Genomic DNA, 25,847 nt, shown 5'->3' with positions numbered 1-25,847 from the left:
TGTCGTTGGAGCGCTCTGCCGCAGTTCAAGTTCGCGCGGCGGGGCGCTTTTTCGTGGACTGGGGTCATGTCAGGAGCGCGGGGCGATAGATGGAGCGGGGCGTCGGTACGGTTTGCGGCGGCCGGCCTCGTGGGGGGGAGAGGTGAATAGGGGGAGGAGCGGTGGCGGCGCTATCGTCCACTGTGGGGGCTCGCTGTCGCGAATCCTGTGGGACGTAGTCGCGAAGTGCGGACGGTGCACGGTGACGCGGAGGCGGTTCGCGGCGGGAGCGAGGCACGGTTTTCCCGCGACATAAGTGCGGTTCTGGGAGCGTAGGCTAGGGGTATTCCGCTGTCGTTGCCGAAGGAGCCGCCATGTCCCAGAGAAGTTTGAAGTTCTCGAACCGCTGGATGTTCAATCGTGTCATGTGCCGGAAGGAAGTATGCGCCCGGGTGCTTCACGCTGCTCTCGGCATACAGGTGGGGGAAATTCGCTATCTGAACGCCGAGCAAGCTAAAGAGCCTACCGCTGCCAGTCGAGGGGTACGCATGGATGTGTTCGCCAAGGACGACGGCCGTGTGTATGATGTTGAGATGCAGCTGGCCCGCGAGACGCGCATTGGCCGTCGAATGCGTTATTACCAAGCTGCCATCGATGTGACGGAGCTGGGGGAGGGAGAGGACTACGAGTTGCTTCCGGAGAGTTTCGTCATTTTTATTTGTGCGGCTGATGCGTTTGGGGCGGGCGTGCCGGTCTACACCATCGAGCGCGTCTGCCTGGAGACGCCTGACCTGTCCATGGGGGACGATTCCCACTGGATCGTGCTGAACGCCTCGGCCTCCGAGGGCGCGGCGAGCCCCGACCTCCGCGATTTGCTACACTATGTGCGCACGGGGCGCGCGGAAGGATCGCTGTCCCGTCAAATCGACTCCTTCGTCGAGGAGTACAACCGGGATCGGGAGTGGGTGACGCGCGTGCTTACCTATGAGCAGGATACCAAGATTCGCTGCCGCAGGGCAAAGGAAGAAGGGCGCGAGGAGGGCCTCAGGGAGGGCCGCGAAGAGGGCAGGGACGAGCTCGGCGCGCTCATGGCAGCCCTGCTCGACGCGGGGCGCATCGATGACGCGCGTCGAGCATCGAAGGATGCTGCCTACCGGGATGGGCTGATGAGAGAGTTCGGGCTATAGTCCTTCGATAGCCGGACTTCCTGCCGAATTCCCCAACCTTCGCTATTTCCCTGCTCATTTGCTGCCTGAGAGCTATCCAGTGGTAAAATATAAAAGTCACACGTTTTTGGCGTGCGGCATGATTTTTCGGTTAAAGACAGGGGAGGCGCAGACTCATGACCCAGCAGGCATCGAAGGACGCAACAACTGCCACCGCCGTGGCGAAGCCCCCCTATATGCAGAACCGCGAGCTGTCCTGGCTCGATTTCAACAAGCGCGTCCTTGATCAGGGGGCCGACCCCACGGTGCCCCTGCTGGAGCGTCTGAACTTCATCTCCATCTTCTGGAGCAACCTCCAGGAGTTCTTCATGGTGCGCGTGGGCTCCCTGGGCGACTTGGCGCTGCTGAAGAAGTCCATCATCGACCCGAAGTCCGGCATGACCCCCGCCGAGCAGCTCGACGCCATCTACGAGCGGTGCCATGAGCTGTACCCCTACTACGAGGAAACCTACCAGCATCTCAACGGCCTGCTGGCCCGCGAGGGCATCCGCCAGGTGCGCAAGGACCGGCTCACCGATGAGCAGCTCGTCTTCCTCGACGACTACATGGCCGACAACGTGCTGCCCTTCCTCTCGCCGCAGATCGTGAACGCGCGCCACCCCTTCCCCCATCTGGAGAACGGCGGCCTCTACATCATCGTGCGCCTGGACGAGCAGGCACCTCCGAAGGTGAAGAAGACCAAGGAGGAGAAGGCCCGGGCCAAGGCCGAGAAGGCCGAGCGTGCTGAGAAGGGGGAGCGCAAGCAGTCGAAGAACCTGGGTGCCGAGGGCGTGACGCTCGGCATCATCCCGCTGCCGCGCCAAACCGACCGCGTCATCGCCCTGCCCGGCGAGGGGCTCTCCTTCATGCTCGTGGAGCACGCCATCGAGATGTGGGTGCCCGAGATCTTCTCCATGTACACGGTGAAGCACACCAACATCGTCTGCGTCACGCGCAACGCCGATCTGGACGCCACCGAGGGCGCCGAGGAGCAGGGCGAGGACTATCGCGAGCACATGAAGCGCATTCTCAAGAAGCGCAGCCGCCTGGCCCCTGTGCGCCTGGAAAGCGAGCGGCCCCTCTCGCGCACGGTGAAGCAGCTGCTGCTGGACAAGCTGGGCCTGTCCGAGCACCAGCTGTTCGTGACGAGCGTGCCCCTGAACATGGGCTACACCTGGGGTCTCGGCTCTCGCCTGGCGCCCGAGCGCCGCGCGGAGCTCACCCAGAAGCCCTTCGCTCCCCAGTGGCCGGCATGCCTGGACCGCAATCGCTCCATCATCGAGCAGGTGAGCGAGCGGGAGGTGCTGCTGTCCTACCCCTACCAGTCCATGGATGCCTTCGTGCGCCTGCTCCACGAGGCGGCCAATGACCCAGCGGTCATCTCCATCAAAATCACCCTGTACCGCCTGGCCAGCCAGTCGCATTTGGCCGAGGCCCTCATCGCGGCGGCCGAGAACGGCAAGGAGGTCACGGCTCTCTTTGAGCTGCGGGCCCGCTTCGACGAGTCGAACAACATCGAGTGGTCTCAGCGCTTCGAGGCGGCCGGCTGCCACGTCATCTACGGGTTCCGCAACTTCAAGGTGCATTCCAAGATCTGCACCATCACGCGCCAGACCGAAGACGGGCTCCAGCACATCACCCAGCTGGGCACCGGCAACTACAACGAGAAGACGGCGAAGCTCTACACCGACTTCTCCTTCATCACCACCGATGCCCGCATCGGTGCCGACGCGGCCGACTTCTTCCGCAATATGGCCCTGGAGAACACGTCGGACAACTACGACATTCTCTGGGTGGCACCGCTCATGATCAAGCAGAACATCCTGCGCGGCATCGACGAGCAGATCGCCCTCGCGAAGGCCGGGAAGCCCTCGGGGCTGTTCTTCAAGACGAATTCCATCACCGATAAGGAGGTCATCGACAAGCTGGTGGAAGCCTCCCAGGCTGGGGTGGAGACGCACCTGTTCGTGCGCGGCATCTCCTGCATCCTGCCCGGCGTGCCCGGCTACACCGATCACGTGCGCGAGGTGTCCATCGTGGGACAGCTTCTTGAGCACAGCCGCATTTACGGCTTCGGCCCGCGGGAGAGCTGCGCCATCTACCTGTCGAGCGCCGACCTCATGACCCGCAACATGGACAAGCGCATCGAGATCGCCTGGCCCGTGCTGAACGATACTCTGCGCGAACAGGTGCTCGGCTACCTGGATATCAGCTGGTCGGACACGGCGAAGCTGCGCGAGCTTCTGCCCGACGGCTCCTACACGCCCCTCGGCTTCTTCGCCGAGCGCGACCGCGAGGGGAACGTGGAGCTGTTCGATTCCCAGAAGTACCTCATCGCCGAGGCCCAGCGCATGCGCCTGGCCGCCGCCGAACTGGCTGCCCGACACGAGGCCGACGAGGGCGAGGAGCACCGTGTGGTATTCCCTCTCGGCCCTGTGACGGCCTCGGCCCCGAGTGCGCCTGTCGTCACCGAGGAGGAGGCCGAGTTCGTGGCCCGCGAGAGCGCGGCCCTGGAGGCGCCCGTGGCTGCGCCGATTGGGGAAGAGGCGCCCGACGCGGCCGTCGGGGCTGGGGCAGCGGCCGCTGTCGGGAAGGCCTCGACGACGGAGGCGGGTGAAGTCGCGGAGCCGATCGCAGAAGAGGCGTCCGTTGCCGCTGCCGGCGTCTCGGCTGCCGAGACCTTGGCCGTGGCGGCCGGGGCCTCGGCGGCCTCGGTGCTTGCAGCGCTGCACCCTGCGCCGGTCGCGCCGGTCGCGCCGGTCGCGTCGGTAGCGGGGGAGGCGCCGGTGCCCGCGGACGTTCGAGCGGCCGCACCCGGCGAGAAGGTGGGCAAGCACGCCGCGCCGCCGCGGGTGGAGCAGGTCGTCCCGCAGCTAGAACCCGAGCTAGAGCCCGAGCCGCAGGTGGAGACCGCTTTCGAGCCCGTGTCCGCTGCCGAATCCGCATCTGCCTCCGGGCTTCCGACTGTTGCTGAGACCTCGGCCGAGCCCCCGGCGGCCGATCCTGCCCCCACTTCCGAGGCTTCCGAGCCCGCTTCGTCCCTGGATCCGCTGCCGGATTCGGCGGCGGTGGCGGCCGTGGCCGCGGCCGGGGCGCCCATCACCCCCGAGTTCGAAGCCATCCTGCGCTCCGTGCTGGCTGCCGACCCGTCCCTGGCCGGCACGCCCCAGCCCGCATCGCCGTCTTCCCCGGCCGCCGGCCATGCGATCGCTCCTGCGGCCCCGGCCGCCGGCCATGCGACCACTCCTGCGGCTGCGAGCGCTCCGGAGCCGCAATCTGCTCCGGCCGCCGCGACCTCGGCGCCGTCGCAGCCGGTGCCAGCCCCGCAACCTGCCCCGGCCCCCGACGCGCCGCAGGCGGCTTCCGCATCGCAGGCCGCCCAGCCCCGTGTCGCCGCTTCCCCGGCAAAAGCGGAGTCCGACCCTTTTGTGCCGGCCGCGGAGGTCGTCGATCCGACGAGCCCCTCCGCGGCGACGGGGCGCGAGCCGCTGCCGACGGAACTGGTGGGGGCCGAGATCGTGCCGGCGACCCCGAAGAAGCTGGGGATCTTCGGGCGTCTGCTGAAGCTGCTGTTCGGATAGAGACCACTGAGGAAGGAGCTCCGGGCATGCTGGAGACCATCGACTTCAACCAGAAGAAGCTGCCCAAGGCCGCCTACAAGCAGGAGTGGGACGCCCTCATCGAACGGCTCGTCGTGCTGCAGCAGCAGGCCCACAACGCCGGCGTGGGCCTCGTCGTGCTGTTCGAGGGGTGGAACGGCGCCGGCAAGGGCAGCCGCATCTCCGACCTCATGTACAACCTCGATGCGCGCTCCACGGGCGTCTATGTCGGACTCGATCTCGATCCTGATGCCCGCGAGTTCGCCGGTCGCGAATGGGGCGTGACGGGCTACTATCCCATCATGCAGGACTTCTGGAAGGCCCTCGGCGAGCGCAACTCCATCACCTTCTACGACCGCGGGTGGTACTCGGCGGTCATCCAGCACATGCTGTACAACGCTCCGGCCAAGCTGCTGCTGCCCAAGGAAGAGGAGCGTCACTACCTCGATTCCATCTACGACTTCGAGCGCCAGCTGACCGCCGACGGCTACATCGTCGTGAAGTTCTTCGTGCATATGACCAAGGAAGCCCAGGTGAAACGCTTGCGCAGCCTTCACGACGACCCGGCTACCCGCTGGCGCGTCACCGACAAGAAGCTGCACAGCCATCACGGCTACGAGGCCGCCTATGAGTTGTACGACCGCCTGCTGGAGCGCAGCGACTACCCCTTCGCCCCCTGGGTGCTGCTCAACGGGGAGGACAAGCGCCGCACGAACCTCACCATCGCCCGCACCCTGGTGGAAGCCCTGGAACAGGGGCTGCGCCAGAAGGAGGCCAACGATGCCCTGCGCGGTGCCTTCTCGGCCCATCAGGCGGAGATGGAGGCCCAGTTCAACCTCGAGGCCCTCGGCATGACCGACGGCGTGGGCGCCCCGGGGCGTGGCATGCTCTCCGGCATGCGGCTGGCTCGGGCCCGTGCCCAGGCCGAGGCTGCCCGCGAGCTGGCGCCCCGTCAGTCGCGCTTCGCCATCGTGGAGGACTACCCTCAGGTCGACCTCATCGATCACAGCCTGGCCATCGACCCGGAATCCTACAAGAAGACCCTGCGGGCCTTGCAGGCGCGTCTGTTCCGCCTGGAGAACATCATGTTCCAGAAGCGCGTGCCCCTCATCCTCATGTACGAGGGCTGGGATGCCGCGGGCAAGGGCGGCAACATCAAGCGCGTGGCCCAGGCCCTCGATGCCCGCGCCTACAACATCTTCCCGTCGCCGGCCCCCACCAAGCCCGAGCTGAACCATCCCTTCCTGTGGCGCTACTGGACACGCCTGCCGAAGGCGGGCCATGTGGGCATGTACGACCGCAGCTGGTACGGGCGCGTGCTCGTGGAGCGGGTGGAGGGCTTCGCCACGCCCGAGGAATGGAGCCGCGCCTACGACGAGATCAACGAGTTCGAGCACGACCTGGTGGATTGGGGCGCCATCTTGCTGAAATTCTGGGTGGACGTGAGCCCCGAGGAGCAGCTGCGCCGCTTCCAGGATCGCGAGACGGATCCGGCCAAGCAGTGGAAGATCACCGAGGACGACTGGCGCAACCGCGAGAAGTACCCCCAGTACAAGGCCGCCATCAACGACATGTTCCGCCTCACTTCCACCACCTTCGCCCCCTGGATCGTGCTGGAATCAGACGACAAGCGCTACGCCCGCATCAAGGCCCTGCGCATCATCGTGGACGCCCTGGAGGATCGCCTCGGCGTCGAGCACTTCGGCTAGAAGGGCTGGGCGGGCCGGTTCTCTCGCCCCGTCTACCGTGCGCGGTCGGCGGGGCGAGGGGTTTTCCTTGCGAAACGGGAGGGTTCGGGGTACTATGAACCCAACATCAGGAAGTCAACGGGCACGTGAGGAGCGGGCCTGTTCCATAGAAGGAGTTTCCCATGCTTGATTTCATTCCCCCCGAGGTCATCTGGGTCAGCGTCGCGGTCATCGTCCTGATCATCGTGGTGTTCATCGCCAAGGGCTTCATGGACGAGATGAAGAAGTAGCATTCCATGCAGGCCCCTTCGGGGGCCTTTTTTGTTTTGGGCCGGCCGACGAAGAGCGGCCCGGGCGCCTGTGGTCGCGGGCCGAGGCGCGCAATCGACGTGGAAAGGGGCCGTCAACCATGGCGAGCGAGAGAGACCGTAAAAAGAAGAAGGGCGGCTGCCTCTGGCGCATCGTGTTCTGGGTGGCCCTCATCGTGTTCATTGCCTCGGTGGGCACCCTGGGCTATCTGGCTTGGACCTACTGGTCGAGCCAAAACGAGTACGATGAGATCGCCCAGAGCGCGGGCCCGGCGGTGACCGAGGCCGAAGCGGCTCCGGAGGGCATCAACCTGGCCGATCTCGTGGTAGATTGGGATGCCCTGCGGGAGATCAACCCCGATGTGGTGGCCTGGGTGTACATGCCCGGCACTATGGTGAACTATCCCGTCGCCCACAAGGACGGCGATTCGGAGTACTACCTCCACCACAACTTCAGCTTGGGCGAGGGCTCCTTCGGGGCCGAGTTCGGCTCCATCATGCTGTCGGGCGAGAACGCCGGCGACTTCTCCGACGAGGTGAACATCCTCTACGGCCACCACATGCGCAATGGGTCCATGTTCGCCCTATTCGCCGAGCTGCGCGATTCTGATATCTTCAACGAGCACCGCACCATCTACCTGCTCACGCCCGAGGGGAATTACCGTCTGCAAACCTTCGCCGTGGAGCACGTGCCCATGACCCATTCCTCCATCGCCACGCCGAATTACACTACCGACCAGGAATTCTCCGACTTCAAGCAGTGGCTGCTCGACGAATCCATCGTCGCTCCCGACAACGATGTGGCGGCCTTGGTCACCGATGCCACGAAGCTCTTCGGCTTCTGTACCTGCGACGGCGCCGACAACACCTGGCGCTACATAACCTTCGCCGCCCCGGCCGAGTTCGTGCCCATCGCCCATGTGGGCACGGGCGACTATCATAGCGATCTGGCGGTGGAGGACGAGGCGGCTGCCGATATTGCCGGAGACGTGTCAGACCGAACCGAGTAGGAGCGCCGCCTGAGACCCGGGCCGAGCGGGGAGCGTCTGCGCCGTTGCGGGGTCGGGGGGCCGTTCCGTCCCTTATACTATGAGCCAGCGGATCATTCTTGGAAAGGAACCCCATGGAAAACCAGAACAGCGTGACCTATGCCGAGGCCGGCGTCGATATCGTCGAGGGTGCCCGGGCCGTGGATGCCATCAAGGACACGGTGCATTCCACCTACCGTCCCGAAGTGGTGGGCGACATCGGCGGGTTCGGCGGCCTGTTCTCCATCGCCGCGGCCAAGGCCATGGACGATCCGCTGCTGGTGTCCGGCACCGACGGCGTGGGCACGAAGCTGAAGGTGGCCCAGCGCTTGGGCGTGCACGACACGGTGGGCATCGATCTGGTGGCCATGTGCGTGAACGACATCCTGGCCACAGGCGCCGAACCGCTGTTCTTCCTCGACTACGTTGCCGTGGGCAAGCTGGACTCCGAGGCCATGGCCAAGATCGTCGGCGGTATTGGCGAGGGCTGCCGTCAGGCCGGCTGCGCGCTCATCGGCGGCGAGATGGCCGAGCACCCCGGCGTGATGGATCCCGACGATTACGACCTGTCCGGCTTCTGCGTGGGCGTGGTGGATCGCCCGCGCATGCTCGATCCCGAGAGCGTGCGCGAGGGCGACGTGCTCATCGGCCTGGCCTCCTCGGGCCTGCATTCCAACGGCTATTCTCTGGCCCGCAAGGTGTGCGTGGAGGGCCGCAGCGAAGAGGCGCTGCGCGAGGCCCGCGAGGACTTGGCCGGTCAGAGTATTCTGGAGGCTCTGCTCACCCCCACGCGCATCTACGTGAAGCCGGTGCGCGCCGCTATGGACGCGGTGCCCGGTGGCATCCGTGCGCTCGCCCACATCACCGGCGGCGGCATTACCGAGAACCTGAACCGTGCCCTGCCCGCCACGGTGGACGCCGAGGTTGACCTGGGCACGTGGCCCCTTCCGCCCGTGGTGCGCTTCGCCTGCGAGGCGGCGAACCTGTCCGAGGCCGAGGCCCTGAAGACCTTCAACATGGGCCTGGGCATGATCCTCATCGTAGATCCCGCTCGCGCCGAGGCCGTGGAGGCGGCCCTGGCGGCCGCCGGCGAGCAGACCTACCGCGTCGGGCGCATCGCAGAGGGCGCCGGTAAAGTGCAGTATACGGGCGAGGGGTGCCTGTTCGCATAGCGTCCGGTCCATGTATGGCTTGAAAAGAACGATCTGGGGCCCGAAAAGAGCGTGGAAGGCGTTTTTGTGTATTACCAGCGTTGAATTTTCCCCCGTTCATGTAATACATCTGGGCGATAAAGCACGTAGAGCGGCCCCAGGTCGTCGATTTCAAGCCAAAAGCTGGAACAGGAAGGTGCGCGGGGAGCCAAACCGTGCTTTTCAAGCCAAGGGAAGGGATTGGAATGACCGACAAGCTGAAAATCGGCGTGCTGCTCAGTGGCAGCGGCACCAACTTGCAGGCCATCATCGACGCCATTGCCCAGGACGGGCTGCCTGTGGAGATCGTGCATGTGCTGTCGTCGCGCCCCGATGCCTACGGCATCGAGCGGGCCCGGGCCGCGGCCATCCCCGTGACGGTGTTCGATCGCACCGTGTACGAGGATCGCGAGGCCGCCGACGGGCGCATTGCCGCCATCATGACCGAGGCTGGCGCCGAGTACCTGGTCATGGCCGGCTACATGCGCAAGCTCACCCCCGTGGTGCTGGACGCCTTCCCCGATCGGGTGCTGAACCTGCATCCGGCCCTGCTGCCCTCTTTCAAGGGAGGCCACGCCATCCGGGATGCGTGGGATGCCGGCGTGAAGGTGACGGGTGTGACTGTGCATTTGGCCAACGAGGAGTACGATAAAGGCCCCATCGTGGCCCAGCGGGCCGTGCCCGTGCTGCCCGGGGATGATATTGACGCTCTGGAGGTGCGCATCCACGAGACGGAGCACGAGATCTACCCGGCCGTGCTGCGGGCCATCGCCGAGGGGCGCATGATCATGGACGAGCAGCGCATCGTTCATATTAGCGAGTAGGTGGCTGGCGCCTTTTGCAGGAGCACTTTTCGAAAAAGTGGACAAAATGGCTTCGAGTGCGCTGCCCCAAGGGCCCAATGGCTGCGTAATCGGGCAAAAATGGGCTTGTGACGCCTTCTGCGAGCCTAAAATGGCGTTGCAGCGAAGGTGAAAGGAGGCCAAAGAGCGCACTCGGCGCTATTTTGGCCAAAAAATCCCGATGTACTCTCACCGAAGGGAGATCTTGATGAAGCGCGAAACTCTTGAAGCGGTTGTCGCCGATCTGCGGGCCGGGCGCACGCCCTCGCTCACTCCCGAGGACGTGCCCGCGTTCTCCGAGGCAGCCACGGCGGGCGACCCCCATATCGGCCCTGCGGCCCTGGCTGCCATCACGGCTGCCCTGACCGAGGCGGATATTCTCACCTTCGAGCGGGCCCTACGGGCCCTGGACGAGGGGGACTTGGCCTGGCTCGGCTTCAAGGTGGTCTACGATGCAGCCGCGGCCGTGGGCAATGTGGACAACGAGGTAACGAAGAAGTACGGCGAAGTGGGCTCCGCCGATGGGGAGTCGCTCGTGTTCTTCTGCAGCGACGCTAAGGAGATCGTGGCGTCGCGGCCTCTGTCGCCCCGTGATATGTTCCAAGCCAAGGATGTCACGCGCGGCCCCTCCATGCACAACGATCAGTTCGACGGCCTCACCTGGGCGAGCGAGCCTTTGTTCGGGAAGGTGCGCGTGTGGCTTCTGGGCGCGTCGGATGCGGCTGTGGAAGTGGCGGCCCTGGCCGATCATGTGGGCTTCCACGTGATTGCCGTCGACTACGACGAGGCATTTCTGAACACCGAGCGGTTCCCCGCAGCCGAGCGCATCCTGCTGCACGGCGGTACCTTCGACGAGCTGGCGAATATGCCGGCTCGGCCCGACGACTATGTGTGCGTGCTCACCCGTGGCCACATGTTCGACCCCGAGGGCTGCATCTGGGCGCTGCAGAACGGCGTGCACTACGTGGGCATGATGGGCTGCGCCGGGAAGAATGCCACGGTGCACGACCTGGTGGTTGCCGCCGGCATCGCCGAGGCGGATTGGGAGCACGTGAAAAGGCCTATCGGGCTGAAGTTCGGCGCGAAGACCCCGGCCGAGCTGGCTATCGCCATCGTGGCCGAGCTCGTAGACGTGCGCTACCGCGACCGCTATAGCGCCGAAGCCCGAGCAAAACACGAGGTAAGCCTGGGGCGGGAGTAGCCGGGCGGCTTCCTCCGCGGGGCGTGCCGGACGGTTCGCGGGGCGCGCTGGCAGGGGCGGGCGCGCCTCTTCGCTCGCGAGACCTGGGATATTCTCGCTCGCGCAGACGGGCCGAGCTCTGAGAGATGGTCCGCGGGCAGTTTCGTCCGCTGCGGAGCTCGCTCGGTGAGAGTACCCCGTGTCGTGCGAACTGCATTGCCTCTGATGGATAGATGTTGAGCCGTTCCTTCGGGGGCGGCCCTTTTGTGCCATAATGCTGGGGTCAATGGCTCATCGGGCTGTCTGCGTTGCGGGCAGCGCGGGCGCGGTCGGGTGGTACGGATGCCGCCGGGAGCGCCTGATCCTTGGGGAATGCGGGTGAGAATCCCGCGCTATGCCAGTAACCGTATGGCTCCCGAACCGGTGGCGACCGGCGCCGTGAAGCGCGGGCTTCAACGGGCGGTCGCTCGCGGGCGGGACGAAGTCGGAATACCAAGCCGAGAGGCACGAGCCCTGGAGAGAAAGGTTTGCCTCATGTACCAGTCTATCGTTGCGTCCTCCTGGAAGAAGCTGTCCGCGGCCCTGTTGGCCCTGGCCTGCGCCGCCGCTCTGGCCCTGGCTGGGTGCGCCGGCACCGAGCCGGCGGCTGGCGATGGCGCCGTCGACGCCCCGGCAACTCCGGCCGCCGAGCAGGGTGCCGAATCGTCTTCCGATAACGCCGAGCAAGGCGCGTCGATTGCTGTGTCCGTCGCCATGCCCGAGGGGGCCGATGCCCCCTCCGAGACCGTAGAGGTGTCGTTGCCCGAAGGCGCCACCGTCTTCGATGCCCTTGAGGCCACGGGCTGGGACGTGCAGGCCGAGGATAGCGACTACGGGAAGTACGTCACCGCCATCAACGGCGTGGCCAATGGGTCGCAGGGCGAAGCGAGCGGCTGGGTGTTCACGGTGAACAACGAGCAGGTCATGGAGGGTTGCGATAGCTGTACCCTGGCTGCGGGCGACAGCGTCGAGTGGAGCTTCTTCGTCGCCTAGGGCGCCGACCTCCTCGTCTCGCTGATGGGAACACCTCCGACAGCATTTCTCATCCCCGTTCATCCCATCGTCGAACTGGGATTCTTCCTGTGTGCCATCGGGCTGGGCGTATTCTTGCTCAGCCCGCCCTTTGCCCTGGTGGGCGCGGGGGCCGCGGCCCTTACGTTGTTGCTCCTCCAAGGGCGCTCGGCAGGGCGGTTGATCGGGGCCGCGGTGCCTCTCGCCGCTGTAGTCGCCCTGGCGAACCCGCTGTTCGTGCCCCTGGGCCAGACGGTTCTGTTCACCTATGCCGGCGGCCGCCCCTATACTGCCGAGGCCCTTGCCTGCGGCGCGATGGTGGCGGCGCTGTTGGCGGCGGTGCTCTGGTGGTTTGCCAGCTTCAACCGTGTCATGGATACGGTCAAGCTCCTGTACCTGTTCGGCCGTTTCGCGCCGGCTGTCTCGCTGACGCTCACCTTGGTACTGCGCCTCGTGCCCAGCTTCGGCCGGCGCGCTTCCGCCGTGGCCGAAGCGCGGGCCGGCATCGGACTCGGTCGCGGGTCGGGTACGAAGGTGCCCGCGATTGCTCGGGTGCGGGAGGCGACGGTAGTGCTCGCATCGGTGTCGGCCTGGTCCCTCGAACACGGGATGGCCACGGCCGGTGCCATGGAGAGCCGCGGCTTCGGTACGGGACGCCGCACCACGGTGCCGTGCTGGTCGTTCCGCTGGCGGGATGGCGCAGCCCTCGGCCTTATGGGGGCGCTTGCCGCCGTCGTAGTTGCCGGCGCCGCCCTCGGTGCCACGGAGGCGACGTTCTTCCCCCGGGTCGCGATGCCGGCGGCCGAGCCGATGTTCGGGGCGTCCCTGGCGGCCTACGGGCTTTTGCTGCTTCTGCCCGCCCTCGTCATGGGAAGGGAGCGGTTGCGATGGCACTTCTCGCGTGCGAGGCGCTGACGTTTGCCTATCCCGGCGCCGCCGTGCCGGCCCTGAGAGGGGTGTCCCTGACGGTAGAGCCTGGGGAATACCTGCTTGTGGTCGGACCCAGCGGCAGCGGGAAAACCACCCTGCTGCGGCACCTGAAGAGCGCCCTTGCGCCCCATGGCGCCCGCACGGGCCGCGTGCTCTTCCAGGGCCGTCCCCTAGAGGAAGTGTCCCGGCGCGAGCAGGCCCGGCGCATCGGGTTCGTCATGCAGAATCCGCGCGACCAGATTGTTGCCGACCGGGTGGCCGGCGAGATGGCCTTCGGCCTGGAAAGCCTTGGGTGCGATCCGGCCCTTGCCCGGGCGCGTATCGCCGAGGCGGCGAGCTTCTTCGGCCTCGATGGGTGGTTCGACCGCGCGACCGCCGATCTGTCGGGCGGTCAATGCCAGCGCCTGAACCTGGCGGCCGTTATGGCCGCCGACCCCGCCGTGCTCGTGCTCGACGAGCCCACGGCCCAGCTCGATCCTTTGGCCGCTACCGAGTTCATGGCCCTGGTGCGACGGCTCAACGAGGAGCTGGGCGTCACGGTTATCATGGGCGAGCAGCGGATAGAAGAGGCCTTTGCCAGCGCTCATCGGGTGCTGGTGCTCGAAGAGGGCACGGTGGCGGCTTGCGGGGAGCCCCGGGCCGTGGCTGCGCGCCTCTTTGCCACAGGCAGTCCCCTGGTCACGGCCCTTCCGGCTCCCGTGCGCATTTATCACGGGGTGATGGGACGGGAAATACCTGGCGCCCGAGAAGAGGCTGGGGCGACCAGCGCCGCTGTTGGGCCCGGCGGTCGCGTTGCTGCCACTGCGCCCGGCCCTCGCGCCTCCCTCCCGACAATTGGCGACGGAACTCCTGCGGAAGATGCCGTGCCCGCGCCCCTTACGGTGCGCGAGGGCCGCTGCTGGCTGCGCCGCTGGTGTGCCGAGCGCGGTCACGGGGCCGCGCCTGCGACTCCTGTGCCCGCGGAGCCGATGGGCTGCAGCGAGGAGTCCGGCTTCACGTCTCCTTCGGCTGCCGAGCCCGAGCGCTGTTCGGCCGATGGTTTCGGCCGCAAGACCGGGGCCTCCCGAAGCGTCGGCATCCACGGTCGCGATGCAGCTCTGGCCCTGCGCGACGTATGGTTCCGCTACGACCGCGCCGGAGCCGACGTGCTGCGGGGGCTGTCCCTCGAGGTGCCTCGGGGCAGCCTCTGCGCCCTACTCGGCGGCAATGGGGCGGGGAAGACAACGCTGCTCAAGGTGGCGGCCGGTCTCGCCCGTCCGCTGCGCGGCTCTGTGCGGGTCCCGGGATGCCCTGGCCGGCGCGGGCCCTTTCCGGGTGTGGCCCTGCTGCCCCAGGACCCGCAGCTGCTGTTCTCCCGGTCCACGGTGGCCGCGGAGCTGGCGGAAATGGCGGAAATGGCGGAAATGGCGAAAGTGGCCGGCGGCAATCAGGCCGAAGTCGTGGAGCTGTGCGACCTCGGCGGCCTGCTGGAGCGCCATCCTCTCGACCTATCCGGCGGTGAGCAGCAGCGGGCGGCCCTGGCCAAGGTGCTGTTGGGCAGCCCCACCGTGCTCCTCCTCGATGAGCCGACGAAGGGCACCGACGTCCTCTTCAAAAAGCGCTTCGGCCAGCTGCTCTGCGCCCTGACCGAGCGCGGGGTGGCCGTGGTCATGGCCTCCCACGATATGGAGTTCTGCGCCACGTGGGCTGACCGCTGCGTGCTGCTCTTCCAGGGAATTGTGTCCGCCGATGACGAGCCACAGCGCTTCTTCGGGGCCAACCGCTTCTACACCACGGCAGCGAGCCGTATGAGCCGCGACGTCTTTGCCGATACGGTCACCGACGGGCAGGTGATCGCCGCCTGTGGGTCGGTGGCTGCGCAAGGGGCGGAAGGGGAGCGCCTGTGAAGCCGTACTACCTGATCAGCATCCTCATCATCGGGGCAGCCCTCGCGCCCTTCCTCGTGGGGTTCGAGCGCCGCCGTCCCGCGGCGCGGGATATCGTGCTGTTGGCGGTCATGGTGGCCCTGGCCGTGGCCTCGCGGGCTGCCTTCGCCGCGGTGCCCCACTTCAAGCCCATGGCGGCCGTCGTCATGATAACGGGCATGGCCCTGGGGCCGCGCCAGGGGTTTCTGGCCGGAGCTCTGGCGGCTCTCGCCTCGGGGTTCCTCTTCGGCCAGGGCCCGTGGACTCCCTTCCAGATGCTGGCCTTCGGCAGCGCGGGGCTCGTCTTCGGTCTGGTGGGGCCGCGCCTGTCCGTGCCGCTCTCGGGCTGGGCGCGCCTCGGTCTTGCCGGTGGCGGCTTCCTCTTCGTGGTTCTGGTGCTCGGGCCCATTCTGGACACGAGCTCGGTATTCCTCATGCTCGCGTCCCTCACTCCGGCCAGCGTGCTGGCCATCTACGGAGCGGGCCTTCCCGTCAACGTCATCCACGGGGTTGCCACGGCGCTCACGTTGCTGTTGGCGGCCAACCCGCTGCTCGGTCAGCTCGCCCGGGTGCGGGCGAAGTACGGCCTGGGAGAGTAGGGCAACCGGCGGAGCGAGCCCAAGCAGCCGCTCCGCCGCGTGATCCGAAGGGCGGCCCCGATCAGCTGCCGAGTCTACTTGCCCTCGAGGGGATCCACTTCGCCGGGATCGATGAGGGCGAACAGCTCCTCGCGGGAGTGGATGTCCAGCTTCTGGTAGATGTGGCGCACGTGGGCCTTGGCGGTGCCGTTGGCGATGAACAGCTCCCGCTCGATCATGCCCACGGTCTTGCGCTGGGCCAGCAGGTTCAGAATCTCGGTCTCACGGCCCGTCAGGCGATAGCGGTTTGCCACCGCGGCGCACTGGGCCGCAATGCGCTCGCGGTGCAGCCCCTCGGGGCTCTTGCTGCGGCCCGTCAGCAGGTTCGCGCCCCAGTTGCCCGTAATCTCCTTCTGGCGGAACAGCAGCAAGGTGGCTAGCAGCACGGCGGTCACGGCGAAGCCCGACACCAGGGCGGCCCCATCGATGGCGCCGAGGTGCGCCGTCAGGCCCACATAGGCGATGCCCCGGCCGAGGATCATGAACGCGAGCCGCACCGACCGCTCGATGCCGAAGAGCCAGATGGCCGATACGCCGTAGCGGTAGCACATGTTGCTGCACAAGGTCATGATGAGCACCGATACGGCCGTGTAGCCGCCCACGGCAGCCGGTCCGCTGAGAGCGTAGGCCTCGATGCCCAAGGCCGGCACCATCCAGAAGGCCACGATCATGAGCGGCAGGGCGATGCGCACGATGGAGTTGAAGTCGAAGCGCTCCCGGCGCAGGGCCACTCCCAAGAAGATGATGAGGGCCACGATGAGGCAGCCCGGCGAGGAGTGGGGTCCGAAGCTGCCGGAATAGGCGCGCGTCTCGATGATGCCGTAGGCGAAGGCGTACAAGGCCATGAGCAGGAATATCTTCCAGGGAGCCTTGAACTTCACGTCCGCGGGGGCCGGGCGCTCGGCGGCGGGCACCTCGCCCATGGCCCGACGGGCAAAGATGAGGGAGGCAAGGGGCAGGATGCTCGCGAACACGGCGAGCCATTCCATGCGGAATCCCATGAACACGTAGACGATGAGGGCACCGGCGATCATGGAGGCCGCGTAGTACAGGGTCACGCGCAGCGGGTTCAGGCAACCGTAGACCTCGCTCCAAATAAGGATGATGAGGCCGAGCCCGATGCCCCCGAGCACGGCGGCCGGCATGCCGAGCAAGGGTGCAACGGCCGGAGCCAGAATAGTGGCGAAGAGCATGGCTGTGGAAGCCACCATGGTGGTGCCGCACAGCACGAAGACGCTGCGACGGCGATAAAAGGGGCCGATACGGCGGGCGAGCAGGACGCAGAGGAGCATGACGAAGACGGCCGTGGTGTCGAACCACTCTCGCATGGGCAGGGGCAGGGAGGGGAAATTGACGAAGGAACCGACGAAGGCGATTTCGATCCAGGCGCGGTATACGCCGATGCCAAGGAAGAACAGGGGCACGCGGGGGAGCTTGAATTTCAGCAGGGCGGAAAGGCCGAAGTGCCACGGCTCGGCGGCCTTTCCGCCGTCTTCCCCGGTGATGGGCATCGCTGTTTTTGGGGTGTCGGGGCACCCGGGGGCGTATTCCCGACGATCTCGATTGGCCATGGTCATGCTTCCTCCCGTTTATGCATGGAAGTCGGTGTCTTCGAGGACCAGATCGGCACCTACAAGGCCGACACCCTGGAGGAGCTCGCCGGCAAGCTCGGCATCACCGACACCGCTGCCTTCGTGAAGAGCGTCGAGCGCTACAACGAGTGCGTCGCCGCCGGCAAGGACCTGGACTTCGGCAAGGAGGGTAAGTGGCTCACGGCCATTGACACGCCGCCCTTCTACGGCATCCACCGCCACGTGCGCGTATCCGCCGTCGTGTCCGGCGTGAACGTGGGCCCGAACATGGAGGTGCTGGCCGCGGAAACCGGCGAGCCCATCCCGGGTCTGTTCGCCATCGGCAATACTGCCGGCAACTTCTACGGCGGCGTGGACTACTCCATGTACATGCCGGGCCTCTCGCTGGGCCGCGCCCACACCCAGGGCTACGTCACCGGCAAGTACGTCGCCAGCCTGTAAGTCGCAGCGTTCCGGCCGATCTTGCGGGGTCGGCCGGGAATGCCGGCTCCTGACGCAGGCTCGCGTCGCCTCCGGTGCGACGTTGCACAGTGCTATTCCCTCCCTTTGCGAGAAACGCGCCCCCATCCTCCCAGGGGGCGCGTTTCCCGTTTTCGGAGCCGAAGGCGGGTGCTCCGCAGGGGTACGGGGCCGACGCGGCGGCAAGGCATGGCCCTTGCCATATGAGATCGGTGGGGCTTCTCTGCGGGCTCTGGTTTCCCGCCAGGTGCCGCTGGCGGCTATAATGGGATCTGCGCATTCGCTTGAAGGTCGCCGTGGCGACCTCGCTTCAAAGGAGTTTCCATGATCATCATCGATGCCCCCTACGCCTCGGCACCCCTGCTTGACTACATCGAGGAATCGCAGCATCCAGTGCTCGCCAACGATTTCTCGCGGTCGCTGGCCGATGCGCGGTCGCTGAACCTGGTGGACGATGCCGAGGCCGTCCGGCGCCTGGAGGCGGGGGAGCGGGTGTACACCAATTCCGAGAACGCCCTGGCATGGATCATGGATCATGTGGATAATCCGGGGCTCACCGAGGCCATTGCGCTGTTCAAGGACAAGGCGCTCATGCGTGAGAAGCTGGCCGCGCTGAACCCGGGCCTGTTCTATGTCACGGCGACCCGCGACGAGCTGGATGCCGTGAACGTGGACGATCTGCCCCTGCCCGTGGTGCTGAAGCCCTCGGTGGGTTTCTGCTCTATGGGGGTCTATGTGATCGAGGAGCCCGACGATTGGGCCTGTGCCGTGGCCGACATCGCCCGACGCGAGGACGGCTGGCACGAGCGCTACCCGGAAAGCGTGGTGGGCGGCGATGTATACATTATCGAGGGCTTCATTGGCGGCGTGGAATACGCCCTGGACTGCTATTTCGACGAGGAGGGCGCGCCGCATCTGCTGAACGTCCTGCGCCACGATTTCGCCGGACCTGAGGACACCTCCGACCGCATGTACCTCACCGACGAGACCATCGTGAACGAGATGGGGCCGCGCTTCTTGGCGTGGCTTAGGGCCGTAAACGCCATCGTGGGCGCCCGCAACATTCCCGTGCACGTGGAGGTGCGGGTGGACGGCGACGTTATCGCCCCCATCGAGTTCAACCCCCTGCGCTTTGCTGGTCTCGGCGGCACCGATGTGGCCTACTTCGGCGTGGGCCTGCGCACCTATGAGGCGTTCCTGGAAAACGAGAAGGTGGATCTGGCCGCTCTGTACGGGGCCCATCCCGGCCGCGTGTTCTCCATGTCGCTGCTGAACCCGGCGCCCGAGGCCGACCTGGCGGCTCCCTTCGACCACGACGCCCTGCTGGCCCGCTGCTCCCATGTGCTGTCCTACCACCGCTTCGACCCCGAGACCGTGGGATTCTACGGCTTCCTCTTCCTGGATACGGGAGCCGACGAGGCGGGGGCGGCTGAGCGCGATTGGCTTTTGCGCAGCGATCTCATGGAATTCGTCGGCTAGGTTGCGCCCATCATAGCGTGGTGACCCGCATTGCGCGCTCGTTGCGATGCGGGTCACCTGCCACTTACGGGGGGATGACGGGCCGCGAACAAAGCCCGTTCCCTCGGCGGCGGGCGCGGGCCAGCCCCTATGCTAAGAGGGCGTGGATCCCTGATTGCCACGCGTTCTGAGCGAGAAAGGGCGGGTGATCGCCATGGTGGGGAACGGGGAGAGGCCGACGGGCCGGTGGCGGCGCACAGCGGCTTGGATCTTGGCGGCTCTCATGGTAAGCGTTGTCGGACTGATGGCGGCCCCCGTGGCCTTCGCCGAGGAAGCCGATGGGCTGCCGGGGCGCTTCGGGGTGCCCTTGACCGCTGCGGCCGCGGGGAGCCAACCCGAGCCCGTCTCGTTCGCTATTTCCGGCATGAAGTACCTGGAAGGCCGGCCCTTGGCGGCCGGAGAATTCTCCTTCCGCCTGGCGGGAGCGGGCGTGGCTTCCATACCGGCGGGGTCGAATCTGCCGCGACAGCTGCGCTCCGCAACCCTCTCGGAAGCCGAGAAGTACGAGCTCGTGGCCCATGGCGATCTGACGTACTATCCCGAGAGCGATCAGCCGATGCCCGCCTCGGCCCTGGCCCAGAATAACGCCGAGGGCGCCGTGACCTTCGGCTCGCTTGCCTTCGACAGCACGTTGCTCGGGAAGACGGCCACTGAGCGCTCCGCGGGCCGGGTGTTCTGCTATACCGTCGCCGAGCAGGTGCCGCGCAATCCTGACGGCTCTCTCAAGGACGGCGTGACCCGCGATGAGCGCGGCCGCTATGTCTACCAGGGCGTCACCTACGACGACAGCGTGAAGCGCATCTACCTGTACGTGTACCAGACCGCCGATGCGGGCGGCAGTCCGGTGCTGGCAGTGCTGCCCCTGGGCGACGCCGCGTTCGACGGCCGGCCGGCCAAACCTACTTCGGGGGCGGGGCAAGGCTTCCTCAACGTCTTCAACGGGGCCGTGCTCGATCGCTTCGATGGCGCCGTCCTCCTGGACGGCGAGGCCATCTCGGCCGGTGAATTTACCTTCTCCGTGAGGGAAGTGGCCGAGGACGGCACCATCATCGACAGCGGCACGGTGCCCTGCGCCGCTGCGGCGAACGGGTCGGAGGGAGCGGGCGTGCGCCTGATCGACGGAGCGGTCTTCGATGGGCCCGGGCGGTTCTTCTACGCCGTGAAGCAGACGGGCGCGACTCGCTCGGCGCCGGCCGACGTGGTGCTCGACGAGAGCTCCTACATCATCACCGTGGAAGTGGCCGAGGGCAGCAACGGCGCGCTGGACGCCTCGGTCACCTACGTGCGGAAGAAGCCCGCGAACAGCGACCGCTGGCTGGATGTGGATCTGGATGCGCAGCCGAGCCCCGTGGTGTGGGAAAACCATCTGAAGGCCTCCGATGTGCCCGGTACTGATGTCCCGGCTGATCCCGATGAGGGAAGCGCGGGCGACCGGCCCGGCCAGTCGGGAGCCGAGGAGCCTTCGCCCGGGGGCGATGGCGACACGGGCACCGATGGGGACGGGCCGCACGGCGACCATCCTGGCGCAGGGGCCTCCGGTGCGACTGGCAATGTCGGCGGGTCGTCCGACCAGTCTGGCGGTGCCGCGACCGACGGCACGGGCGAAGAGAGCTCCGGGACGGCTGACGCCAGCCCAGGCGCTGGTCAGAGCGCGGAGGGCGGGGCCGCGTCTTCGAGTCGCGGAAGGGCCTCGTCCGGTGTCGGGGCGCCGGCTCGGGGCGCGGCCCCGGCGGCCTTCGCCCAGACCGGCGACGATCTGGGGGTGCCCATGGTGATCGCGTGCGTTGTCGTGGTGGCGAGCGGCGCGGCCCTGGCCCTCTTGAGCCGCCGTCGCCCGCCGCGTTCCTAGGAAGGTGCCGACCTTGAAGAGAGCCCCGCTGCCCGTCGCGGGCATCGCGGCCGCCAACCCCGCTTTCGGCGCCGAAGCGGTGGCGCGAGATGGGGCCGTCGGCTTCCGTTGCCGCGGTGCGGGCCGTCGAAGCGGCCTCGGTGGGCTATAATCTGTCGGTGCCCCGAAAATGGCCGGGCGGTTCTTGGTACTGCGCGGCGCCGGGGCGAGGCCGATCCCGTCGCTGGCGCGGCGGGCGGCGCGAGAGAACCGAAAGGGAGGTGTGCTCCGTGCGTGGCAACTTGCAGAAGATCATGATCGGCGTCGTGGTCGTCATCGTGCTCGCCTTCGTGTTCTTTTCCGGCGATTCGCTCGTGAAGCTCGTCGAGACCATCAAACAGGGCACGCCGTTCTTCATCGGCGCGGCCGTGGTGGCCCAGGTGTGCAAGTACCTGGCCCAGGGCCGTGGCTTCCAAGCCTGCTTCAACACTGTCAATGGCCACATCAGCTATGGTACGGGGCTGTCGCTCGTGTTCGGTACCTTCTTCATGAATACCGTGGCGCCCTCCATGAATTTGGCGGGCACCTCGCTCGTTATGGCTACGGCCGCGAAGAACGGCATGCAGGCCGGCAAGGGCACGACGGCGGCTCTGCTCATGCAGCTGTCCATCGATACCGGCTTCGTCATCATCATGCTCGTCACCTTCGGCGCCCTGTCTCTTACCGTGGGCCTTCAGCCGGGCTGGCTGGCCGTGGGGGCAGTGGCCATCGTGCTCGTGGGCGGTCTCGTGTTCGTCATCACCGTGGGCGGCCTGAAGCCGAACCTGGTGCTGAAGGTGCTGAGGCCCTTCGTGAAGCTGGCCGATTGGGTGCTCGCGAAGTTCAAGAAGGACCCCGTCGACGAGGCCGTTACCCGCACCATCCACAACTTCTCGAGTGCGGCGCACCTCATTACGAAGAATCCGAAGAAGACCGTGCAGTCGTTTCTGTGGACCACGCTGTCGAGCATCTGCGAGATGAGCTGCTTCGTGCTCGTGGGCTTCGCTTTCGGCGTCAACCATCCCGAGGCGCTCATCTGCGGGTATGTGGTGGCCACGCTCTTCGCCATGATCTCCTTCGTGCCCCAGGGCGTCGGCGTGGTGGAGGCGGCGGTCACCGTGGCCTTCGCCCTGTTCGGCATCGATTCGGCCACGGGGCTGGCCGTGGTCATGGTGTATCGCGGCATCGTGTTCTGGCTGCCCTTCCTCGTGGGCGCCTTTGTCATCCAGCGCATGAAGGCTTTCGCTCCGCCTGAGAAGGCCCGCACCCGCAAGCCCGTGCCCCTCGAGGAAGTGCGGGCCCGGGCCGCCGCGGCTCCGGTGTCGGACTCGGCGGCCGAGAGCAGTCTTCCGGGAAAGGAGGCCGCCGATGGAGGCGACGTCGCTGACCGGTAGGGCCGCCGAGGTGGCCCGCAAGCGGGAGACCACGGGGCTGAACCATACGCTGGGCATCGTCATCACGGCGGCTACCACCGAGCAGGTGGAGGCGGTCATGCCCATCACGCCGGCCATCACCCAGCCCTTCGGCTTCGTGCACGGGGGCGCTACCATTGCCTTGTTGGAAACCGTGGCCTCGGCCGGCGGCGAGATGGTCTGCGACGGGCAGAGCGAGCAGCCCTTCGGGGTGGAAGTGTGCGTGCGCCATCGGAAGAGCGGCAAGAGCGGCACCGTGCGCGGGGTGGCCACCCTGGCCGAGCGCGTGCCGTCGCGCCGAGCCGGCTACAAGCTCATCTGGAATGTGGCGGCCTACGACGACGAGGGCGATGTCATGAGCGACGGCCATGTCGTGGTGAAGGTGGTATCAAAGGCCTACCTCGCCGAGCGGGAGGCCGAGCGCGGCCGTTAGGGCCGGCATTGTGTCCGCCGCTCGAGCGTCCATCGGGTTCTCGGGCGCTCGCAACTTTTTCCTTGCATGACGGCACTTCTGTGGTATCATAGCGTTCGCTGTCCGCAAGGGAGCGAAAACGGGTTGTGGCTCAGTTTGGTAGAGCGCTGCGTTCGGGACGCAGAGGCCGCAGGTTCAAATCCTGTCAACCCGACCATGAAAAGCAAGGGAGCCGTCCTTCGGGGCGGCTCTTTTCGTGGTTTTGGGCGTGAGGGTCGTAGGCGGCAGCCGGACTTCTCGAAAACACCGGCCCCCGCAGGGTGCGCGAGGGCCGGGGAGGGAACGGCGCGGGCTGTAGATGCAGGCCACGCCGCGGGCGGTCGGGAAGGCGGCCAGCTGCTCGACGTGGATGGGGAAAAGGAGAGGCTGGCCGGCGCGCCTCAGTGCTCCGTCTCCGCTTGCGGGAGCGCATCCGGCGAAGGTGCGGGCGCTCCGATCCTATCGGACGATGGCGCGGAAAACGTTGCGGGGGAGGAAGGCCTGCGAGAACGTGCGGAAGCTGCTTGCGCTGTGACGGATGCCGTTGAGAAGCCCGATCCCTACGTCATCTTCTGCGCAGAATACGACCTATCGCCCCGTGAGAGCGAGGTCTTCCGCCTGTGGGTGACCGGCCACGGCCTGAAGTACATCCAGAACGCCCTGTTCGTCTCGGAGTCCATGGTGAAGTCGCACCTGCGCAGCATCTACCGTAAATGCGACACCCACAACCGCGACAAGATCATCGCCCTCTTCGAACGGGAGACGGGTGACCAGGGGTAGCGCAGGAGGGAACAAGGGGATAACCGAGGCATCCCATGAAGTAAACTTCTTTACGGTTCACGCATTATTGCTATAGTTCCATGATAAAAATGCCTCAGTGGGACAGAGAGCTCTCCTCGCTCAATACCGTGGGAAAGTTGGAACGTGCTTCCTGTCGTTGACAATACTTCTGCTTGACAGTAGTATATCTGTATTGCATAAGTAAAGGATGCTGCTATGCAATTCAAGCAAAAGGACCTTGAGTTATTTTGGAACGATCCAGCGGGCTATGCCCCGTCGCGGGTGCCCCGGGACGTTCGCCGAAGCCTCTATCGGAAGTTGCAGATGCTGGATGCGGCGTGCCAACTGTGCGATCTGCGCGTGCCGCCGGGTAATCGTCTCGAGGCCCTCAAGGGGAAGCGCGAAAGTCAGTACAGCATTCGGGTCAATCGACAGTGGAGGCTTTGTTTTACGTGGGTTCATGGCGAGGCGCAAGGAGTTGAGTTCTGTGACTACCATCAATGAGATCGTTTCAACGCCGGGCGAAATTCTTCGGGAGGAATTCCTCGAGCCTTTGGGTATCAGCCAGTATCGGCTCGCGAAGGCCATCGGCAAGCCCCAGTCGGCCATTTCCGATATCGTCCACGGCCGCCGGGCCATTACCCCTGAAATGGCGTGGTTGCTGGGGAAGGCGCTGGGCACCACGGCCCAGTTCTGGCTCAACCTGGAGAATGCCTATCAGCTCAAAACCATCGACGAGTCTGCGTTGCCGAACGTGACGGTGCTAGCTCGCTAGGTCTTACTCGTAGCCCATGGCGGCGAGCTGGTCTTCGTCCAGGCCGAAGTAGTGGCCCAGCTCGTGGATGATGGTCTTGCCGATTTCGGCCACCATCTCGTCGCGGTCGCCGAAGCAGCGCTCGTGGGGGCCCTTGAACACGGTGATAACTGCCGGACCGTCCTCGTCGTAGCCGTCGGCCCGCTCCACGAGGGAGAGCCCGTCGAAGAGCCCGAGCAAGTCGTCGGGCAGCCGATCGTCGTTAAGGCCGCCCTCTCTGTCTCTTTCGTCGCCGGCGGCATCCCGCAGCCCGTCGTTCACGGCCGCGGCGTCCCACGGCTCGACGCCCTCATCATCGGCCTCGCTCCATGGTGCGCCATCTCCCCATTCGTCTCCTTCGTAGCCCAAGTGGTAGGCGCTCGGTTCCTCTTCCCAGACGACGGCCACGTTCTCCAGAGCCTCCAGGAACTGCGGGGGCAGCCCGTCGAGGGCCTCCTCAATGGCTCGCTCGAATTCCTCATCGCTCATCTGATGCATGGTGCTCCCTTCGGCCCGGGTTGTGCCGGGCCATTGTACCCTATGACGCCCCGGTTGCCGGGGCCGGGGCTGCGAGGTTGCGATGGCTTGGGGGCGATTACGGCTCGAGGGGGGGCGATCCCGGAGGGGCGAGAGGACCCCTACAGGCTGCCCAGCACGGCCTCGTCGGCGGCCAGGTGCTCGCGGGTGAGGCCGGCGATGCCGTAGTAGAAGGCGGTGCGGGCCCGCTTCTCCACATCGTCGCAGAGGGCCGCCGCCCAGCCCAGGTGCTCGCTGAGGAAGGCTCGCTGGGCCGCGATGAGCCCCGTGGGGTCCTCGCCCGCTTCCGCGGCCGCGCGGGTGCGGTCGGCCAGGCAGGCCATGAGCTCCAGTTCCAGGGCAATGTGATCTTCGGGCAGATCGAAGCTCTCGGGCACGCGCAGGCCCCACAGGCGGTAGACGCGCAGGGCCTCGTCCCGGGCCTTCTGCATGAGAAGACCCTCCTCGCTCGTGTACACCGACTCGTAGGGGGCCACCGGGTGGGCGCTCATGCCCAGGAACAGCTGGTTGTAGTCGGCGGCCAGGTCGATGCGCAGGGTCTCGCCGTCGGCCTCGTCGGCCTCGGCGTAGAACGGCGCCAGGGGCCCTTCGGCGTTGGCGTCGGCTGCCGACAGGACGGCACCAACGAAGGCGGCGTCGGGGGCGGCGCGGAAGGCGCGGGCCAGAAAGCGGTACCCGAGGGCGCGCTCTTCCATGAGCGCCGACAGCTCCGGGGTGTTCATAGGTGTCTCCTTGGGTCGGGCGCCGCGGGGCGCAGGGGCGGATATAGTGCCTGCCATTCTAGCGCAGGGGCGGTAGCGCTGTCTTGCGGGCCGGGGCAGCGCCAAAGGTGGCTCCGGGCCGCCTCGTACAGGCAAAAAGCACGGGCGCCGCAGGGGGAGGGGGAGCGGCGCCCGT

Annotated in this window: 21 protein-coding genes, 1 tRNA gene and 1 pseudogene; 20 read left to right on the top strand and 3 right to left on the bottom strand. The window is 66.4% G+C overall.

The window, feature by feature from the left end; translation table 11 throughout:
* The first annotated feature begins 353 nt into the window (after window positions 1–353).
* From F8D48_RS01190 to F8D48_RS01140, 11 genes and pseudogenes are all read left to right on the top strand, one after another.
* Window positions 354–1,166, top strand: coding sequence for an Rpn family recombination-promoting nuclease/putative transposase (locus F8D48_RS01190; RefSeq protein WP_151429622.1), 813 nt, complete (start codon window positions 354–356; stop codon window positions 1,164–1,166).
* 155 nt (window positions 1,167–1,321) lie between these two features.
* Window positions 1,322–3,566 (top strand): annotated as a pseudogene (ppk1, locus tag F8D48_RS01185) (polyphosphate kinase 1); the annotation flags it as partial.
* Between the two features lie 1,225 nt (window positions 3,567–4,791).
* Window positions 4,792–6,492 carry a polyphosphate--AMP phosphotransferase gene (locus F8D48_RS01180; protein ID WP_151429621.1) on the top strand — a complete coding sequence of 567 codons (1,701 nt, stop codon included), beginning with the start codon at window positions 4,792–4,794 and terminating at the stop codon, window positions 6,490–6,492.
* 388 nt (window positions 6,493–6,880) lie between these two features.
* Window positions 6,881–7,789, top strand: a complete 909-nt coding sequence (locus F8D48_RS01175) for a class B sortase (protein WP_151429620.1) — start codon at window positions 6,881–6,883, stop codon at window positions 7,787–7,789.
* A gap of 113 nt (window positions 7,790–7,902) precedes the next feature.
* Window positions 7,903–8,979 (top strand): phosphoribosylformylglycinamidine cyclo-ligase, encoded by a 1,077-nt coding sequence (gene purM, locus F8D48_RS01170; RefSeq protein WP_151429619.1) that lies wholly within the window; start codon window positions 7,903–7,905, stop codon window positions 8,977–8,979.
* Window positions 8,980–9,203: 224 nt separating this feature from the next.
* Complete coding sequence (purN, locus tag F8D48_RS01165) at window positions 9,204–9,821, top strand: phosphoribosylglycinamide formyltransferase (RefSeq protein ID WP_151429618.1); 618 nt, start codon at window positions 9,204–9,206, stop codon at window positions 9,819–9,821.
* Between the two features lie 226 nt (window positions 9,822–10,047).
* Window positions 10,048–11,040 (top strand): XdhC family protein, encoded by a 993-nt coding sequence (locus F8D48_RS01160; RefSeq protein WP_151429617.1) that lies wholly within the window; start codon window positions 10,048–10,050, stop codon window positions 11,038–11,040.
* 513 nt (window positions 11,041–11,553) lie between these two features.
* Window positions 11,554–12,051, top strand: coding sequence for a DUF4430 domain-containing protein (locus tag F8D48_RS01155; RefSeq protein ID WP_151429616.1), 498 nt, complete (start codon window positions 11,554–11,556; stop codon window positions 12,049–12,051).
* Window positions 12,052–12,264: 213 nt separating this feature from the next.
* Entirely contained in the window at window positions 12,265–12,984 is a 720-nt protein-coding gene (locus F8D48_RS01150) for an energy-coupling factor transporter transmembrane component T family protein (RefSeq protein ID WP_151429615.1), read from the top strand.
* Window positions 12,957–14,885 carry an ABC transporter ATP-binding protein gene (locus F8D48_RS01145; RefSeq protein WP_151429614.1) on the top strand — a complete coding sequence of 643 codons (1,929 nt, stop codon included), beginning with the start codon at window positions 12,957–12,959 and terminating at the stop codon, window positions 14,883–14,885. Before F8D48_RS01150 ends, F8D48_RS01145 begins: the two co-directional genes overlap by 28 nt.
* Window positions 14,882–15,502, top strand: coding sequence for an ECF transporter S component (locus F8D48_RS01140; RefSeq protein WP_135970362.1), 621 nt, complete (start codon window positions 14,882–14,884; stop codon window positions 15,500–15,502). Before F8D48_RS01145 ends, F8D48_RS01140 begins: the two co-directional genes overlap by 4 nt.
* 74 nt (window positions 15,503–15,576) lie before the next feature.
* On the opposite strand, the gene F8D48_RS01135 is transcribed toward F8D48_RS01140, so the two are convergent.
* On the bottom strand, window positions 15,577–17,112 hold the full coding sequence (locus tag F8D48_RS01135; protein ID WP_240806163.1) for a response regulator transcription factor: 1,536 nt from the start codon (window positions 17,110–17,112) through the stop codon (window positions 15,577–15,579).
* A gap of 24 nt (window positions 17,113–17,136) precedes the next feature.
* Between F8D48_RS01135 and F8D48_RS01130 the strand changes: the two genes are divergently transcribed.
* From F8D48_RS01130 to F8D48_RS01090, 9 genes are all read left to right on the top strand, one after another.
* A complete protein-coding gene (locus tag F8D48_RS01130; protein WP_135970360.1) occupies window positions 17,137–17,574 on the top strand; it encodes an FAD-binding protein in 438 nt (145 codons plus the stop codon).
* Window positions 17,575–17,916: 342 nt separating this feature from the next.
* Window positions 17,917–19,071 (top strand): ATP-grasp domain-containing protein, encoded by a 1,155-nt coding sequence (locus tag F8D48_RS01125; RefSeq protein ID WP_151429613.1) that lies wholly within the window; start codon window positions 17,917–17,919, stop codon window positions 19,069–19,071.
* Between the two features lie 262 nt (window positions 19,072–19,333).
* Complete coding sequence (locus F8D48_RS01120) at window positions 19,334–20,959, top strand: Spy0128 family protein (RefSeq protein WP_170272680.1); 1,626 nt, start codon at window positions 19,334–19,336, stop codon at window positions 20,957–20,959.
* Between the two features lie 269 nt (window positions 20,960–21,228).
* On the top strand, window positions 21,229–22,371 hold the full coding sequence (locus F8D48_RS01115; RefSeq protein ID WP_151429611.1) for a lysylphosphatidylglycerol synthase transmembrane domain-containing protein: 1,143 nt from the start codon (window positions 21,229–21,231) through the stop codon (window positions 22,369–22,371).
* Window positions 22,346–22,822: a PaaI family thioesterase gene (locus F8D48_RS01110; RefSeq protein WP_135970356.1), complete on the top strand. Its 477-nt coding sequence runs from the start codon at window positions 22,346–22,348 to the stop codon at window positions 22,820–22,822. The genes F8D48_RS01115 and F8D48_RS01110 overlap by 26 nt, the downstream gene beginning before the upstream one ends.
* 119 nt (window positions 22,823–22,941) lie before the next feature.
* Window positions 22,942–23,018 (top strand) — tRNA-Pro (locus F8D48_RS01105).
* 353 nt (window positions 23,019–23,371) lie between these two features.
* Window positions 23,372–23,620 carry a response regulator transcription factor gene (locus F8D48_RS11855; protein WP_240806162.1) on the top strand — a complete coding sequence of 83 codons (249 nt, stop codon included), beginning with the start codon at window positions 23,372–23,374 and terminating at the stop codon, window positions 23,618–23,620.
* Between the two features lie 216 nt (window positions 23,621–23,836).
* Entirely contained in the window at window positions 23,837–24,124 is a 288-nt protein-coding gene (locus F8D48_RS01095) for a type II toxin-antitoxin system RelE/ParE family toxin (RefSeq protein ID WP_151429610.1), read from the top strand.
* Window positions 24,108–24,395 carry a HigA family addiction module antitoxin gene (locus tag F8D48_RS01090; RefSeq protein ID WP_240806161.1) on the top strand — a complete coding sequence of 96 codons (288 nt, stop codon included), beginning with the start codon at window positions 24,108–24,110 and terminating at the stop codon, window positions 24,393–24,395. The genes F8D48_RS01095 and F8D48_RS01090 overlap by 17 nt, the downstream gene beginning before the upstream one ends.
* 3 nt (window positions 24,396–24,398) lie before the next feature.
* On the opposite strand, the gene F8D48_RS01085 is transcribed toward F8D48_RS01090, so the two are convergent.
* Entirely contained in the window at window positions 24,399–24,911 is a 513-nt protein-coding gene (locus tag F8D48_RS01085; protein ID WP_240806160.1) for a metallopeptidase family protein, read from the bottom strand.
* 140 nt (window positions 24,912–25,051) lie between these two features.
* Window positions 25,052–25,672, bottom strand: a complete 621-nt coding sequence (locus tag F8D48_RS01080; RefSeq protein WP_170272678.1) for a TorD/DmsD family molecular chaperone — start codon at window positions 25,670–25,672, stop codon at window positions 25,052–25,054.
* Between the last annotated feature and the right edge of the window lie 175 nt (window positions 25,673–25,847).

The sequence above is a fragment of the Adlercreutzia muris genome, from assembly GCF_008831045.1.
Lineage (GTDB): Bacteria > Actinomycetota > Coriobacteriia > Coriobacteriales > Eggerthellaceae > Adlercreutzia > Adlercreutzia muris.
This window is presented reverse-complemented; position numbering and strand designations above follow the sequence as displayed.